The 15,012-nt window shown below is 53.4% G+C and carries 13 protein-coding genes and 6 tRNA genes; 10 read left to right on the forward strand and 9 right to left on the reverse strand.

Annotation, left to right across the window (positions count from 1 at the left end; translation table 11 throughout):
- Positions 1 to 48 precede the first annotated feature (48 nt).
- Both ligA and FND52_RS06955 read left to right on the forward strand, forming a co-directional pair.
- The gene (gene ligA / locus FND52_RS06950) at positions 49 to 2,067 is read left to right on the forward strand and encodes an NAD-dependent DNA ligase LigA (RefSeq protein ID WP_144130187.1); all 2,019 of its coding nucleotides are present in this window, start codon (positions 49 to 51) and stop codon (positions 2,065 to 2,067) included.
- A gap of 1 nt (position 2,068) precedes the next feature.
- Positions 2,069 to 2,281: a DUF3820 family protein gene (locus tag FND52_RS06955; RefSeq protein WP_125295650.1), complete on the forward strand. Its 213-nt coding sequence runs from the start codon at positions 2,069 to 2,071 to the stop codon at positions 2,279 to 2,281.
- 2 nt (positions 2,282 to 2,283) lie between these two features.
- On the opposite strand, the gene FND52_RS06960 is transcribed toward FND52_RS06955, so the two are convergent.
- On the reverse strand, positions 2,284 to 3,282 hold the full coding sequence (locus FND52_RS06960; protein ID WP_144130189.1) for a bile acid:sodium symporter family protein: 999 nt from the start codon (positions 3,280 to 3,282) through the stop codon (positions 2,284 to 2,286).
- A gap of 86 nt (positions 3,283 to 3,368) precedes the next feature.
- Between FND52_RS06960 and FND52_RS06965 the strand changes: the two genes are divergently transcribed.
- Entirely contained in the window at positions 3,369 to 4,310 is a 942-nt protein-coding gene (locus FND52_RS06965) for a LysR family transcriptional regulator (protein WP_125295648.1), read from the forward strand.
- On the opposite strand, the gene FND52_RS06970 is transcribed toward FND52_RS06965, so the two are convergent.
- Complete coding sequence (locus FND52_RS06970) at positions 4,301 to 4,624, reverse strand: FlxA-like family protein (protein WP_144130191.1); 324 nt, start codon at positions 4,622 to 4,624, stop codon at positions 4,301 to 4,303. The genes FND52_RS06965 and FND52_RS06970 overlap by 10 nt on opposite strands.
- Before the next feature lie 173 nt (positions 4,625 to 4,797).
- Between FND52_RS06970 and xapA the strand changes: the two genes are divergently transcribed.
- From xapA to FND52_RS06985, 3 genes are read left to right on the forward strand one after another with little or no spacing between them, the layout of a single operon-like run.
- Entirely contained in the window at positions 4,798 to 5,631 is an 834-nt protein-coding gene (gene xapA, locus FND52_RS06975) for a xanthosine phosphorylase (RefSeq protein ID WP_144130193.1), read from the forward strand.
- A 55-nt stretch (positions 5,632 to 5,686) separates the two neighbouring features.
- Positions 5,687 to 6,943: a nucleoside permease gene (locus FND52_RS06980; RefSeq protein WP_125295645.1), complete on the forward strand. Its 1,257-nt coding sequence runs from the start codon at positions 5,687 to 5,689 to the stop codon at positions 6,941 to 6,943.
- A gap of 50 nt (positions 6,944 to 6,993) precedes the next feature.
- Positions 6,994 to 7,878: a LysR family transcriptional regulator gene (locus FND52_RS06985; RefSeq protein WP_144130195.1), complete on the forward strand. Its 885-nt coding sequence runs from the start codon at positions 6,994 to 6,996 to the stop codon at positions 7,876 to 7,878.
- Positions 7,879 to 7,921: 43 nt separating this feature from the next.
- Here the strand turns inward: FND52_RS06985 and FND52_RS06990 are convergent.
- From FND52_RS06990 to FND52_RS07005, 4 genes are all read right to left on the reverse strand, one after another.
- Positions 7,922 to 7,997: transfer RNA gene (locus FND52_RS06990), tRNA-Lys, on the reverse strand.
- A gap of 4 nt (positions 7,998 to 8,001) precedes the next feature.
- Positions 8,002 to 8,077 (reverse strand) — tRNA-Val (locus tag FND52_RS06995).
- 41 nt (positions 8,078 to 8,118) lie between these two features.
- A tRNA-Val gene (locus FND52_RS07000) sits at positions 8,119 to 8,194 on the reverse strand.
- A 48-nt stretch (positions 8,195 to 8,242) separates the two neighbouring features.
- Positions 8,243 to 8,318: transfer RNA gene (locus tag FND52_RS07005), tRNA-Val, on the reverse strand.
- A 259-nt stretch (positions 8,319 to 8,577) separates the two neighbouring features.
- On the opposite strand from FND52_RS07005, the gene gltX reads away from it, so the two are divergent.
- The gene (gltX, locus tag FND52_RS07010; RefSeq protein WP_144130197.1) at positions 8,578 to 9,993 is read left to right on the forward strand and encodes a glutamate--tRNA ligase; all 1,416 of its coding nucleotides are present in this window, start codon (positions 8,578 to 8,580) and stop codon (positions 9,991 to 9,993) included.
- 50 nt (positions 9,994 to 10,043) lie between these two features.
- Here gltX and FND52_RS07015 read toward each other — a convergent pair whose 3' ends face one another.
- Positions 10,044 to 10,430 (reverse strand): YfeC-like transcriptional regulator, encoded by a 387-nt coding sequence (locus tag FND52_RS07015; RefSeq protein WP_225989884.1) that lies wholly within the window; start codon positions 10,428 to 10,430, stop codon positions 10,044 to 10,046.
- A 3-nt stretch (positions 10,431 to 10,433) separates the two neighbouring features.
- Complete coding sequence (locus FND52_RS07020; protein ID WP_125291465.1) at positions 10,434 to 10,796, reverse strand: YfeC-like transcriptional regulator; 363 nt, start codon at positions 10,794 to 10,796, stop codon at positions 10,434 to 10,436.
- A 218-nt stretch (positions 10,797 to 11,014) separates the two neighbouring features.
- On the opposite strand from FND52_RS07020, the gene FND52_RS07025 reads away from it, so the two are divergent.
- From FND52_RS07025 to FND52_RS07035, 3 genes are all read left to right on the forward strand, one after another.
- Positions 11,015 to 11,090 (forward strand) — tRNA-Ala (locus tag FND52_RS07025).
- A 38-nt stretch (positions 11,091 to 11,128) separates the two neighbouring features.
- Positions 11,129 to 11,204: transfer RNA gene (locus FND52_RS07030), tRNA-Ala, on the forward strand.
- Between the two features lie 229 nt (positions 11,205 to 11,433).
- A complete protein-coding gene (locus FND52_RS07035) occupies positions 11,434 to 13,617 on the forward strand; it encodes an EAL domain-containing protein (RefSeq protein ID WP_144130199.1) in 2,184 nt (727 codons plus the stop codon).
- A gap of 50 nt (positions 13,618 to 13,667) precedes the next feature.
- Here FND52_RS07035 and FND52_RS07040 read toward each other — a convergent pair whose 3' ends face one another.
- Positions 13,668 to 14,867, reverse strand: a complete 1,200-nt coding sequence (locus FND52_RS07040; RefSeq protein ID WP_125291467.1) for a NupC/NupG family nucleoside CNT transporter — start codon at positions 14,865 to 14,867, stop codon at positions 13,668 to 13,670.
- Positions 14,868 to 15,012 lie beyond the last annotated feature (145 nt).

The following is a 15,012-nucleotide window of genomic DNA, read 5'->3' on the forward strand; positions in this document are numbered from 1 at the left end:
TCTCTAAGCCCCCGCATCGTCGGGGGTTTTTTTCATTGGTGGTGTGATATGGACTCAATAGAACAAAAACTGACTGAACTTAGAACCACGCTTCGCCATCATGAATATTTGTACCATGTGATGGATGCGCCTGAAGTTCCGGACGCCGAATACGACCGGTTAATGAATGAATTGCGTGCGCTGGAAGCAGACAATCCGACGCTGATCACCCCGGATTCCCCGACCCAGCGCGTGGGTGCCGCGCCGCTGACGGCGTTTACCCAAATCCGCCACGAAGTGCCGATGCTGTCGCTGGATAACGTATTCGATGAAAGCAGCTTTCTGGCCTTCAACAAACGCGTGCAGGATCGGTTAAAAAGCAGCGATGCGCTGACTTACTGCTGTGAACTCAAGCTCGACGGACTGGCGGTGAGCCTGCTGTATGAAAACGGTTTGCTGGTCCGCGCCGCCACCCGTGGCGACGGCACCACCGGGGAAGATATTACCTCCAATATTCGTACCGTGCGGGCGATCCCGCTGAAACTGCGCGGCGATGATATTCCTGTGCGTCTGGAAGTGCGCGGCGAGGTGTTCCTGCCCCAGGCCGGATTTGAAAAGATTAACGAAGAAGCCCGGCGCACCGGCGGAAAAGTGTTTGCTAATCCGCGCAATGCGGCGGCGGGGTCGCTGCGCCAGCTCGATCCGCGCATTACGGCGAAGCGCCCGCTAACCTTCAACTGCTACGGCATCGGTATTCTGGAAGGCGGCGAACTGCCGGCCAGCCATTACCAGCGCCTGCAGCAGTTCGCCAAATGGGGCCTGCCGATTAGCCATCGCACCCGCATTTGCCAGACTCCGGAAGAAGTGCTGGCGTTTTATCATCAGGTTGAGGCCGATCGCCCGCAGCTGGGGTTTGATATCGACGGCGTGGTGATAAAAGTCGATTCGCTGACGCTTCAGGAGCAGCTCGGCTTTGTGGCACGTGCGCCGCGCTGGGCGGTGGCCTTCAAATTCCCCGCTCAGGAGCAGATGACTTTTGTGCGCGATGTGGAATTCCAGGTCGGCCGCACCGGTGCCATCACGCCGGTGGCACGTCTGGAGCCGGTGCAGGTGGCGGGCGTACTGGTGAGTAACGCCACGCTGCATAACGCTGACGAGATTGAGCGTCTGGGGCTGCGCATCGGCGATAAAGTGGTGATCCGCCGCGCCGGAGACGTGATCCCCCAGGTAGTCAACGTGGTGCTCTCCGAGCGCCCGGACGAGACCCGGGAAGTCACCTTCCCGACACACTGCCCGGTTTGCGGTTCCGACGTTGAGCGCGTCGAGGGCGAGGCCGTGGCGCGTTGCACCGGCGGTTTGATTTGCGGCGCACAGCGAAAAGAATCCCTGAAGCACTTTGTCTCGCGCCGGGCGATGGACGTCGATGGCATGGGCGACAAGATTATCGATCAGCTGGTGGAGAAAGAGTACGTTCATACGCCTGCGGACCTGTTCCGGTTAACCGCCGGGAAGCTGACCGGTCTGGATCGCATGGGGCCGAAGTCGGCGCAGAACGTGGTCGACGCCCTCGAAAAAGCTAAAAACACCACTTTTGCGCGCTTCCTGTACGCGCTGGGTATCCGTGAAGTCGGGGAGGCCACGGCTGCGGGGCTGGCCTCTTATTTCGGCAATCTGGATGCGCTGACGAAGGCGAGTATCGAAGAACTGCAAAAAGTCCCGGATGTCGGGATTGTGGTCGCGACGCACGTATTCAATTTCTTTGAAGAAGAGAGCAACCGCGAAGTGATCCGCCAGCTGGTGGAGGATATCGGCATTCGCTGGCCTGAACCGCTGGTGATTAAGGCGGAAGAGATCGACAGCCCGTTCGCCGGGAAAACCGTTGTGCTGACCGGCTCGCTGAGCCAGCTGTCGCGCGATGACGCCAAAGCGCGGCTGACCGCGCTCGGCGCAAAAGTGGCAGGCAGCGTGTCGAAAAAAACCGATCTGGTGATTGCCGGTGAAGCGGCGGGCTCCAAACTGGCGAAGGCGCAGGAACTGGGGATCGCCGTGATCGACGAAGACGAAATGATGCGTCTTTTGGGTGAATAACATGGAAAAAGAGCAGCTCATCGCCATCGCCAACACTGAGATGCCGTTTGGTAAATACAAAGGCCGCAGGCTGATTGATTTACCGGAAGAGTATCTGCTGTGGTTCGCCCGCAAGGATGAATTCCCAGCCGGGCGGTTGGGCGAGCTGATGTCGATTACTTTGCTGATTAAAACCGAGGGGCTGACGCATCTGGTGCAGCCCCTGAAGAAGTAGCTTCAGACTTTTGCGGTGCGGGCATTTTCCTGCGCCTGCAATTGTTCTGTCTGGTGCTTATAGCGCCGCGCCAGCACCGCGCAGATCATCAGCTGGATCTGATGGAAAATCATCAGCGGCAGCACCATCATGCCAATCACCGAAGTCGGAAACAGGATGTTGGCCATCGGTATCCCGTTCGCCAGGCTTTTCTTGGAGCCGCAGAAAACAATGGTGATCTCATCGGCTTTGCTGAAGCCGCATTTGCGCGCCACCAGCACGTTCACACTAATCACAATCGCCAACAGCACCAGGCTGACCGCCACAATAAACAGTAACGAACCCAGGCCGACCTGATGCCAGATGCCGTTGACCACGGCTTCACTAAAGGCGGTATATACCACCAGCAGAATAGACGTCTGGTCAGTGTTCGATATCAGTTTTTTGTGCCGCGCCACCCAGCCGCCAATCCACGGACGCGACAAATGGCCCAGCACGAACGGCAGCAGCAGTTGCAGCATAATTTTGCCGACCTGCTCCAGGCTACCTTCCGCACCGTGCATATTCATTACCAGACCGACCAGCAGCGGTGACAGGAAAATCCCCAGCAGGCTTGATGCCGAGGCGGAACAGACCGCCGCCGCAACGTTGCCGCCCGCCAGTGAGGTAAAGGCGATGGCTGACTGCACGGTTGCGGGCAAAATACACAGATAGAGGAAGCCGGTATACAGCTCCTGGCTGACGTTGACCGGTGCCCACCAGGCGAAAAGTACGCCGAGTACCGGAAAGAGAATGAACGTGCTGCACATCACCCAAAGGTGCAGCCGCCAGTGGCTACCGCCCGCGATAATCGCTTCACGCGATAGCTTCGCGCCGTGCATAAAGAAGAGCAAGGCAATGGCCGCCGTGGTTAGCCCTTCGAAAAACGGAACGAATCCGCCGCGCGCCGGTAAGAATGAAGCCAGTAATACCACCGTAATCAGCGTGATGGTAAACGGATCGAGGATACGCAAAAGTTTCATAATCTCTCCTGAGTCGAGCGCTTATTTTGCGTTTTTCATTTTGAGAAATAAAATTGATTTATTGCATCCATTCATGAAGGAAATATATGAATGTTTCACTGCGCCAGTTGCGCACCTTTGTTACCGTCGCCCAGGCCAAAAGTTTCAGCCGTGCCGGTGACATCATCGGCTTAAGTCAATCTGCCGTAAGTCACAGTGTAAAAGAACTTGAGCGCCAGTGTGGGGTGCGGCTGCTGGACCGCACCACCCGGGAGGTGGTGATGACCGAGGCCGGGCACCAGCTGGCGGCGCGGCTGGAGCGTCTGCTGGATGAGTTAAACAGCACTTTGCGTGATGCCGGACGGGTAGGGCAGCAGTTATCGGGCACGGTGCGTGTGGCGGCCAGCCAGACTATTTCCGCGCATTTAATTCCGCAGTGCATCGCACAGTGTAACCGCGACTATCCTGAAATCGATTTTGTGCTGCACGACAGGCCGCAGCAGTGGGTTCTGGAGAGTATTCGCCAGGGCGAAGTGGATTTTGGCATTGTGATCGATCCCGGCCCGGTCAGCGATTTGCAGTGCGAAGCGGTATTGTCGGAACCGTTTTTATTGTTATGCCGGGGAGATCACCCCTTTAACCAACAGCAGCATGTCCCATGGCAGGCCCTGCACGGTCAACCGCTGGTGTTGCAGGACTATGCCTCGGGGAGCCGTCCACTTATCGATGCGGCGCTCCACCGGCAAAATATCGCCGCCAATATTGTCCAGGAGATAGGGCACCCGGCCACGCTGTTTCCCATGGTGGAGGCGGGGATAGGGATTAGCGTATTGCCCGCGCTGGCCTTGCCTCTGCCGCAGGGTTGCCATCTGGTGGTCAAGCCGCTGACGCCGGTTGTCGAACGTCGATTAATGCTGGTGCAGCGTAAAAAAAGGTCGCTTTCCGGGGCGGCGCAGGCGATTTGGGAAGTGGTACGCGCGCAGGCCCATTACCTGACTCAGGCGCGTATCCACGATCCGCTGTTTAATGCGCCGGACGATCAGACGTAAACATCAATCTGACGACCGCTGGATGGGGCATTCGCGTTGGCGGCATCTTGCTTCTTCTGGGCTTCTTCCACCTGCTGGCGCTGCAATTGCGCCAGCTGCGCCTGCAGCATTTTAATCTGCGTCTGAATCAGCTCTTGCTGCTTTTGCTTTTGTTCTGTGCTTCCGCTGCCGCTGGCGATGTCTTTCAACTGCTGGGTCAGTTTGGTGATTTGCTGGGTAATGCGGGTAATCTGCGCCGCAAGGCTGTTGCCCTGCGAGGCGCTGCTTCCGCCACCGCTGGTGGGTACTGAAGTGGTTGTTGATATGGTTGTCATCCGATCCTCCTTTTCATGCCTGTACGACGTTATCGGCCTGCAGTTTAAAAACTTGAATGGTCCACCGGGAGGATCGATACAGAAACGCTATTGATGGGGCGGGCAAAGTGTATTGGTTTATAGCGCGGCTCTGTCGTTATAACTCAGGGACTCTCTACTCTGAAGGAAGCGTTATGACCGCGACTCTGTTTTCTCACCCTGATGCCTGCGCTGAAATTATTCGCGCCTGTAAACCCAACTTTACTCCCCGCGTGGCGTTCATTCTTGGTTCCGGACTGGGGGCTTTAGCTGACCAAATCGTCGATGCGGTTGCAATTCCATACCAGAAACTGCCTGGTTTCCCTGTCAGCGGCGTACAGGGGCATGCCGGAGAACTGGTATTAGGCCAGCTGGCGGGCGTAAACGTTGCCTGTATGAAGGGGCGCGGCCATTTCTATGAAGGACGCGGAATGACCATCATGACCGATGCGATCCGCACGTTCAAACTTCTGGGATGTGAACTGCTGTTTTGCACTAACGCGGCGGGGTCACTGCGCCCGGAAGTAGGTGCAGGCCAACTGGTAGCCCTAACCGATCACATCAATATGATGCCAGGCACCCCGATGGTGGGGCCGAATGACGATCGCTTCGGCGAACGTTTTTTCTCGCTGGCGAACGCCTATGACGTCGACTATCGCGCGCTGTTGCAGGAAGTGGCTGCGCAGCAGGGCTTCCCGCTCCATGAAGGGATATTTGTCTCCTATCCCGGCCCGAACTTCGAGACCGCAGCAGAAATTCGCATGATGCAGCTTATTGGCGGCGACGTGGTGGGGATGTCTGTAGTACCGGAGGCAATCGCTGCTCGTCATTGTGGCCTGAAAGTGGTGGCAGTTTCGGCGATTACCAATATGGCTGAGGGGTTAAGTGACGTCACGCTATCCCATACACAAACTCTGGCGGCGGCGGAACTCTCCCGACAAAACTTTATAGCGCTGATTTGCGGCTTCCTCGGCAAGTTATCCCGCTAAACCGATCATACAGGCTCCCTGTACGAGAGCCTGCTTTGCGATAAGGACAATGATTATGGGCATTGCAAGCCGTTTAAAGATCATGTCGTTTATGCAGTATTTTATCTGGGGGAGCTGGCTGGTGACCCTGGGCTCATACATGATAAATACCCTCCATTTCAGCGGTGCAAATGTGGGGATGGTATACAGCTCAAAAGGTTTAGCGGCAATCATCATGCCCGCGCTGGTAGGCATCGTAGCCGATAAATGGTTACGTGCCGAGCGAGCTTATTGCCTGTGCCATTTGATTTGCGCGGGCGCGTTAGGTTACGCCGCCCATGTTGATCAACCTGGCGTCATGTTTTGGGCGATGTTAGTCAATGCTATGGCATTTATGCCAACCATTGCGCTATCAAATAGTATTTCCTATTACTGTCTTGAAAAAGCGGGGATGGACACGGTTAGCTGCTTTCCGCCGATTCGGGTATTCGGTACGGTAGGATTTATTGTCGCGATGTGGGCTATCAGCCTTATGGGCTTTGAGCTCAGCAATGTGCAGCTGTACATTGCCTCAGGCTCGTCATTTATTCTGGCGGTGTATGCGTTAACCCTACCGCCGGTGCCCTGTGCAAAAAATAAAGCTCAACAGAGCCTGGCAGGAAAACTGGGTCTGAATGCGCTGGTGCTTTTTAAGCAGCCGCTAATGATGGTGTTCTTTTTGTTTGCCATGTTGCTGGGCGCGGTACTGCAAATAACCAATACTTTCGGCAGCCCCTTTTTGCATGACTTCATTCGCGATCCACAATTCGCTGACAGTTTTATTGTGAAATATCCTTCGCTGTTGCTATCGGTGTCGCAAATGTCCGAAGTGGGATTTATTTTAACTATCCCGTACTTTCTTAAGCGCTATGGCATCAAGGTTGTCATGCTAATGAGCATGATTGCCTGGATGCTGCGTTTTGGTCTGTTTGCTGTTGGCGATCCCTCCGCCAGCGGCGTTATTTTTTTGCTGCTGTCGATGATTGTGTACGGATGTGCATTCGACTTTTTTAATATTTCCGGTTCGGTGTTTGTGGAGCAAGAAGTCGATCCCGCAATTCGCTCCAGTGCACAAGGGTTGTTTATGACCATGGTGAATGGCATCGGCGCATGGGTGGGGTCAATCTTAAGCGGAATGGCCGTGGATTATTTCTCCGTAGACGGCGTAAAGCACTGGCCGACAATCTGGCTGGTATTTGCCGCTTATGCACTTGCGCTGGCTGTGCTGTTTTTATTCAGTTTTCATTATCGGCATCAGCCGGATAAAACCTTGCATACGTCACTGTCTCATTAACGGCCTGGTGCTAAATAACGAGCAGAAGAGAGTGCAGGAGCGCGCAGTAAATGGAACAGTCACCCAGAACCGATTTAAAACTGCTGCGCTATTTCCTGGCGGTGGCCGAAGAGCTACATTTTGGGCGAGCGGCTGTGCGGCTGAACATGTCGCAGCCCCCGTTAAGCCTGCATATTAAAGAGTTGGAAAATCAGCTCGGTACGCCACTGTTTGTGCGTCATTCTCGCAGCGTAGCACTGACTCACGCCGGTAAAATTTTGATGGAAGAATCGCGCCGCCTGCTGGCGATGGCGAACGCGTCGCTGGCACGGGTAGAGCAAATTGGCCGGGGAGAGGGGGGGCGAATTGAGTTAGGCGTGGTTGGAACCGCAATGTGGGGCCGCATGCGCCCGCTGATGCATGCCTTTTTACGCGACAATCCTGATGTTGACGTTCAGTTCCGTGAGAAATCGCCGGGAATGCAGCAGGCTTTACTTGAACGCCACGAGCTGGATGCCGGGATCTGGCGCATGGCGCTGGACTTGCCCACGGGTATGGTTGGGATACGCCTGCATCAGGCTGCGTTTCTGGTGGCGATGCCGCAGGATAGCCCGCTGGCAAGCTGGTCCGCTATCCCGCTTGAAGCGCTGCGTAATGAGTATTTTGTCACCTTGCCGTCGGTGCACTCAGATTGGTCTTTTTTACAGCGGGTATGCCAGGCGGCGGGGTTTTCGCCGATGATCATTCGAGAAGCGGTTGAGCCACAAACGGTACTGGCGATGATCAGTATGGGATTAGGGGTGACGTTGATGGCGGACAGCTATGCGCAGATGCAGTGGCCTGGCGTGGTATTTCGACCGCTCGAAGAACCCATACCGGCGGATTTATATATTGTCTATCAACCGACACATACCACACCGACGGCGATGAGGCTGATAAAAGCGTTAACCCAGTGAATCGCAGATAGCAAAAAAGCGCCTTTAGGGCGCTTTTTTACATTGGTGGGTCGTGCAGGATTCGAACCTGCGACCAATTGATTAAAAGTCAACTGCTCTACCAACTGAGCTAACGACCCGAAATGGTGGGTGATGACGGGCTCGAACCGCCGACCCCCTCCGTGTAAAGGAGATGCTCTACCAACTGAGCTAATCACCCATTTCGGTACTGCCGGGTATTTCACAAAACGTTATTCGATATGGTGGGTGATGACGGGCTCGAACCGCCGACCCCCTCCGTGTAAAGGAGATGCTCTACCAACTGAGCTAATCACCCACATCGAAATCGCTTGTCTTACTGCTTAACGGGAAACCATCTTAAAGATGGTGGGTGATGACGGGCTCGAACCGCCGACCCCCTCCGTGTAAAGGAGATGCTCTACCAACTGAGCTAATCACCCCCGCTGTGTGGAGTCGCATTATAGGGAGAGTTGAAAATGAGTCAACGCATTTTCTTAAGTTTTTAATCGCTCGTCTTAAATTTAGCCAATGCGATCGATTATTCCCCGTTGGCGCTTGATTTGTCATCAGTTTATCCCTTTAACACCGAACAACAGGGTTCAACATTGAGGAATCGGGCGACGGTGGTAGAATATTGCCCACTTAGCATTCCCAGGCATTTGCCGTTTTCCGGCACCTTTACAAACGTAAGGCCAATTAATGAAAATCAAAACCCGCTTCGCACCGAGCCCAACCGGCTATCTGCACGTTGGTGGCGCTCGTACTGCTCTTTATTCCTGGCTTTTTGCTCGCAACCTTGGCGGTGAATTTGTCCTGCGCATTGAAGATACCGATCTGGAGCGTTCAACGCCGGAAGCCATCGAAGCCATTATGGACGGGATGAACTGGCTGAGCCTGCAGTGGGACGAGGGCCCGTACTATCAGACTAAGCGCTTCGATCGCTATAACGCGGTGATTGATGAGATGCTCGAAGCGGGCACGGCGTATAAATGCTACTGCTCCAAAGAGCGCCTTGAGGCGCTGCGTGAAGAGCAGATGGCGAAGGGTGAAAAGCCGCGCTACGACGGGCGTTGCCGCCACGGTCATGAACATCATGCCGCCGATGAGCCGTGCGTGGTGCGTTTTGCCAACCCGCAGGATGGCTCAGTAATTTTTGACGATCAGATCCGTGGCCCGATCGAATTCAGCAACCAGGAGCTGGACGATCTGATCATCCGCCGTACCGACGGATCTCCGACCTACAACTTCTGCGTTGTAGTGGATGACTGGGATATGGAAATCACCCACGTGATCCGTGGCGAAGACCATATCAACAACACGCCGCGCCAGATCAACATCCTGAAAGCGCTGAACGCGCCGGTGCCGCTGTATGCCCACGTGTCGATGATCAACGGCGACGACGGTAAAAAACTCTCCAAACGCCACGGCGCGGTGAGCGTGATGCAATACCGCGATGACGGCTATCTGCCGGAAGCGCTGCTGAACTATCTGGTGCGTCTGGGCTGGTCTCACGGCGATCAGGAAATTTTCAGCCGCGAAGAGATGATCAAATTGTTCGATCTGCATGCGGTGAGCAAATCCGCCAGCGCTTTCAATACTGAAAAGTTGCAGTGGCTGAACCATCATTACATCAACACCCTGGCGCCGGAGTACGTGGCGACTCACTTGCAGTGGCATATCGAGCAGGAAAATATCGATACCCGCAACGGCCCTGAGCTGGCGGCACTGGTAAAATTGCTGGGCGAGCGCTGCAAAACGCTGAAAGAGATGGCCGCTACCTGCCGTTATTTCTATGAAGACTTCGCGGAATTTGACGCCGACGCAGCGAAGAAACACCTGCGCCCGGTGGCGCGTCAGCCGCTGGAAGTGGTGCGCGATAAATTAGCCGCTATCACCAGCTGGACGGCGGAAAACGTACACGAAGCCATTCAGGCGACGGCAGATGAGCTGGAAGTCGGCATGGGTAAAGTGGGTATGCCGCTGCGCGTGGCGGTCACCGGGGCAGGGCAATCGCCGGGCCTGGACGTTACCGTGCATGCTATTGGTAAGAGCCGTTCGGTAGAACGCATCAATAAAGCGCTGGCGTTTATCGCCGAGCGTGAAAGCCAGCAGTAAGCCTGCCGTTAACAAATAAAGCCGGTTAATACCGGCTTTATTTTTGGCTGTTATTCATCTTTAATGCCCAGCCGTTTTAACAGCCCACTGATACCTTCACGCAATATTAATGCTGAAAGCTGCTGGCGCTCATGGGGCGTCATGGCCTGGGCGACCTGGCGTAACTGGTTTTCCAGCTGTGCGGCGTCATCACCGTAAGCGATTATGGGTTCCGCTACATGGTAGCCTTCCGCTCTGGACTGCATTTTCCGCGTGCCAGAGACATATTCACGTACCCGATCGTCGACGATAATCAGATGCGCTTTTCCGCCCTTCACGCCTTTCAGAGGAACGGTTTGCCATTGCTGATCGGTTACCCAGCGATTAATGGTCTGCGCTTTATAACCTGTTAATTCGGCAAGTTCTGCCGGGGTCATCCTTGGTTTGAAATTCATCATAGGCTAGTCATCATGACGAATGCTGAGGCGTTGTAACATTCCGGAAATCCCTTCTCTCAGGAGCAGAGAGGTCATTTGTTTTTGTTCGGACGGCGTCATTTCTTTCAGTGAATTAATCAGCAAATTTTCGAGCGGCGTTTCAGCCTGCGGGGCAATATAAGATGCGTGAGGTTCAGTGGCGCGCTGCGCGCTACGTATAAAATGCCGAACTTGTTCATTAACGTGGATCAATCTTGCTTTGCCGCCCTGTACACCGGGCTTAGGTGAGGTTTCCCACCCCTCTTTACGCACCCATTTATTAATGGTTTGCCTGCTGTAACCCGTTAGCAATGCCAATTCTTCTGGCGTCATTCGTTCCTTGAGCATGAGTACTCCAGTGATTTATAAGGTTATTAGCTGTTCATCTTATAGCACTATTTTACTGGAAACTGTGACGTGAATAACTAGCGAGTTCAGGAAAGTGCGAGACAGATGCCATGTTGCTGGCTTTTTCAGCGGTTGAATCTAATCGGTGAATTTCGCGTTGACAGTCCAGGGTGGAATTCATATTATTCGGGCCGTCAACACGACAACGATTTTGCGTAGGGGCTATAGCTCAGCTGGGAGAGCGCTTGCATGGCATGCAAGAGGTCAGCGGTTCGATCCCGCTTAGCTCCACCAAACTTCATCCCGCAAGTTTGGTGCAAACAAAAAATCGTGGGGCTATAGCTCAGCTGGGAGAGCGCTTGCATGGCATGCAAGAGGTCAGCGGTTCGATCCCGCTTAGCTCCACCACCTTTCAAACCCTCGCTTCGGCGGGGGTTTTTCGTTTTTACGCCTGGCTTTTTCTTTCTTAACCCCATCCACGATTTAATTTTATTTATGTCATTTTGTAGTAATTCGTTAATCCCTTGTTTATCCAGGGGAGATTACTCTTGTCACGACTTGCGCCGGGTAAAGGTTAACCATATTATTAGCGCTGCTTATTTCACGTGCCAAATTAACAAGTAAATTATATATATCCATGTTAAACAGAATTAATATAAAGCGGTTTTTTGTAGCATTGGTGTTATGTTTTTTACTGGTACCGATAGCACGTTATATTTCTCCCAAGGCCGTCATTGATGGACAAGCGCTTTATCTTGCCTATTTGCCGTTGAGCGTTATGGTAGCGATGCTGCTGCTATTTGGCCGCCATGCCATTGCCCCGCTGATTATTGTTCTGGCCATCTCTTACTCCCATCGCTACCACATAAACATATTGCAACTAAGCGCATTTCTTTTTTGCTTACTTGGCCCTTTTCTTCTGGGCGGAGCCATTTGCCAGGCTTTTCTGGGCCGCCGCTGGCGCTATAACCTGACGGGTAAAGGCGTCGGTCATCGTATTCTCTGGATGGGGTTTGCCGCGCCACTGATCAGTAAAATGTTGCGCTATGTTCTGGGGCGCTATATGACCTTTCCAGCCGCCGTGGAGCCATTTTTTGGCCATAGCTCGACCATGTTCAACATCGTTGATGCGCAGAACACCGTGGCGGCGGCGTTAGTTTTCAGCGGCATGTTTTATTACCCGCTGAGAATGCTATTAAGCCTGGCCTTTGCGCGCGCGTTTTTCCGGCGCTGCATTGTTCCGGCCTTTTCACGCAGGCGGCGGATTTTTACCTTCTGCTGGCTGGTCGTGGTAGTCGCCTTACTGGTTATTTGCTGTGGGCCTTATGAAACAGACTGGATATCGGGTTATCTGGTGCCGATTGTGTTTGTATTATTCACGATCGGCGTATTCAAAATTGGCCCCCGTTTAATCAGCATATTGTGGTCGATATCCGCATGGATGCTGCTGAGCTGGAATGAAAGTTTTCTGTACGGCAACTCTGCCTATTCACTGGCTTTTGTGTTGTCAGTTTTTATTGCGTTTACCGTGTCGGTATTGTTTATGACGGTAATATTTCAGCGTAACGAAAGAATGAAGCGTCAATATTTCACGCTGTCGCAAACCGATCCCTTAACGCGCATGCCAAATTTGCGCGCCCTTGAAAAGGTCATTGAGCGGGAACGCTCCGGTGCGCTTTGCTGCCTGCGGCTCAACAATATGGACTTCCTGAGCCGTCATTACGGCCTGATGATGCGCGTCCACGTAAAGCAATTAATCTCCAACATCCTGAAGCCCTGGCTACAACAGGGCGAAATGGTGTTTCAGTTGCCTGGCAGTGATTTGCTGATTTTCCTGAAAGGGCCGGAACCTGAAGCGCGTTTACGTCATATGGTCGATCTGTTGGGCAGCAAGCGTATTCCATGGAACAGCGTTCAGATGGATATCGATTACGGTGCCACCTGGTCGATAATTAATTACCACGAAGATGAATTGTACCGGGTGATCAGCCAACTGAGTTATCTGGCGGAGCAGGTCACGGTGGATGAACCGGTATTGCCGCTTAATCAAAACAGTAAAGTAACAATTTCTGGTGAGACCACCGAGCGAATCACCTTGCTCAGACAGGTGAAGCAGGTGCTGGAAGAGGAAACAATTGAACTCTACGCCCAGCCGATTGTGGATGCGCAGGGAAGGGGATACCACGAAATCCTGGCGCGGATGCGTTGTGATGATATTTTCCTTACTCCCGACAAGTTCATCCCGGTGGTGGCGCACTTTAACCTGAGCGTGCGTTTTGATATGCAGGTGATGAAAGCCTTACTGAAGTATCTTCGGTTGCATCCGGTCAACGGCCAGTGTCCGCGCTTTTCCGTCAATTTGATGCCGCTGACCCTGATGCAAAAAGGCGCAGCCAGGCAGATCATTACGCTGTTTGAAGAGTATGACGTGCCGGTAAGCTGGGTGATTATCGAAGTGACGGAAGAGCAGGCCTTCTCCGATTCCGAAACCACCACCCAGAATATTACCCTGCTGCGTGAAAGCGGGTTCCGTATCGCGATTGATGACTTCGGCACCGGGTATGCCAACTTCGAGCGCCTGAAGCGCCTGCAGGCGGATATCATCAAAATTGACGGCTGCTTTATTCAGGACATCCTTACCGATTCGCTGGATAACATGATTGTGAAATCGATCTGCGAACTGGCGAAAGCCAAATCCTTTTCGGTGGTGGCAGAGTATGTGGAAACCGAAGCGCAGCGCGAGTTGCTGCTGGAGTTAGGCGTCAATTATCTGCAAGGCTATCTGACCGGCAGGCCGGTGCCGCTTAACACCTTATCGTAACCATAAAAAAACCCGCTTCGAGAAGCGGGTTTTTTTATTTATTATAAGCCTTACGGCAGCATCAGCGCCGCGATGGACGCAGACAGCACGCTCACCAGCGTAGAGCCGTATACCAGCTTCAGACCAAAGCGCGATACCACGTTGCCTTGCTCTTCGTTCAGGCCCTTAATCGCACCGGCGATGATACCGATAGACGAGAAGTTAGCGAACGACACCAGGAAGATAGACAGAATGCCTTCCGCACGTGCAGACAGCGGGGTCGCGGACTGGGCGATTTTTTGCAGATCCAGCATCGCCACAAATTCGTTGGAAACCAGTTTGGTCGCCATGATGCTGCCTACCTGCAATGCTTCGCTGGCCGGTACGCCCATCACCCAGGCAATCGGGTAGAACACGTAACCCAGAATACCCTGGAAAGAGATACCCAGCACCGCAGCGAACAGCGCGTTCAGACCGGCGATCAGCGCGATAAAGCCGATCAGCATGGCCGCAACGATTACCGCCACTTTAAAACCAGCGAGGATGTATTCACCCAGCATCTCGAAGAAGCTCTGACCTTCATGCAGACTGGACATCTGCAGGTTTTCATCTTCTTGCTCAACGCGGTACGGGTTAATCAGCGACAGCACGATAAAGGTGCTGAACATGTTGAGCACCAGCGCCGCCACCACGTACTGGGGTTGTAGCATGGTCATGTACGCGCCGACGATGGACATGGAGACGGTAGACATCGCCGTGGCCGCCATGGTGTACATGCGGTTGCGGGACATTTTGCCGAGAATATCTTTATAGGCGATAAAGTTTTCCGACTGGCCCAGAATCAACGAGCTTACGGCGTTGAAGGATTCCAGTTTACCCATACCGTTCACTTTGGAAAGCACGGTACCGATAGCGCGGATGACAATCGGCAGCACGCGAATATGCTGCAGAATACCGATCAGCGCGGAAATGAACACGATAGGGCAGAGAACCTGTAAGAAGAAGAAGGCCAGACCCTGATCGTTCATGCCGCCAAAGACGAAGTTTGTCCCTTCGCGTGCAAAGCCGAGCAGTTTATCGAACATGCCTGCGAAGGCTTTCACGAATCCGAGGCCAACCTCAGAGTTCAGGAAGAACCAGGCAAGAATCACTTCTATCACTAATAATTGAATAACAAAGCGGATACGAATTTCTTTGCGGTTACGGCTGACCAGCAAAGCAAGCAGCGCAACAACGGCGAGCGCCAGAACAAAGTGCAGAACGCGGGACATGTGTGCTCCGAATATGAGGCAGGTTTAATTTCCTTGCACATTCTATGCAACGAGATGTAATAAAACGAGATCTAACGCTCACTATAGTAAGGTCTTGTGACGAACCGCAAAAATAGTGATCCACCAGACATTTCTGATATGTTAC

The sequence above is a fragment of the Atlantibacter subterraneus genome, from assembly GCF_007570865.1.
GTDB classification, from domain to species: Bacteria; Pseudomonadota; Gammaproteobacteria; order Enterobacterales; family Enterobacteriaceae; genus Atlantibacter; species Atlantibacter subterraneus.

What these genes read in the sequence shown, in the direction of transcription:
- gltX (WP_144130197.1), top strand. Translation starts at nt 8,578, where the DNA reads ATGAAAATCAAAACCCGCTTCGCACCGAGCCCAACCGGCTATCTGCAC.
- FND52_RS07035 (WP_144130199.1), top strand. Translation starts at nt 11,434, where the DNA reads ATGTTAAACAGAATTAATATAAAGCGGTTTTTTGTAGCATTGGTGTTA.
- ligA (WP_144130187.1), top strand. Translation starts at nt 49, where the DNA reads ATGGACTCAATAGAACAAAAACTGACTGAACTTAGAACCACGCTTCGC.
- FND52_RS06980 (WP_125295645.1), top strand. Translation starts at nt 5,687, where the DNA reads ATGGGCATTGCAAGCCGTTTAAAGATCATGTCGTTTATGCAGTATTTT.
- FND52_RS06985 (WP_144130195.1), top strand. Translation starts at nt 6,994, where the DNA reads ATGGAACAGTCACCCAGAACCGATTTAAAACTGCTGCGCTATTTCCTG.
- FND52_RS07015 (WP_225989884.1), bottom strand. Translation starts at nt 10,430, where the DNA reads ATGATGAATTTCAAACCAAGGATGACCCCGGCAGAACTTGCCGAATTA.
- FND52_RS07020 (WP_125291465.1), bottom strand. Translation starts at nt 10,796, where the DNA reads ATGCTCAAGGAACGAATGACGCCAGAAGAATTGGCATTGCTAACGGGT.
- xapA (WP_144130193.1), top strand. Translation starts at nt 4,798, where the DNA reads ATGACCGCGACTCTGTTTTCTCACCCTGATGCCTGCGCTGAAATTATT.
- FND52_RS07040 (WP_125291467.1), bottom strand. Translation starts at nt 14,867, where the DNA reads ATGTCCCGCGTTCTGCACTTTGTTCTGGCGCTCGCCGTTGTTGCGCTG.
- FND52_RS06970 (WP_144130191.1), bottom strand. Translation starts at nt 4,624, where the DNA reads ATGACAACCATATCAACAACCACTTCAGTACCCACCAGCGGTGGCGGA.
- FND52_RS06960 (WP_144130189.1), bottom strand. Translation starts at nt 3,282, where the DNA reads ATGAAACTTTTGCGTATCCTCGATCCGTTTACCATCACGCTGATTACG.
- FND52_RS06955 (WP_125295650.1), top strand. Translation starts at nt 2,069, where the DNA reads ATGGAAAAAGAGCAGCTCATCGCCATCGCCAACACTGAGATGCCGTTT.
- FND52_RS06965 (WP_125295648.1), top strand. Translation starts at nt 3,369, where the DNA reads ATGAATGTTTCACTGCGCCAGTTGCGCACCTTTGTTACCGTCGCCCAG.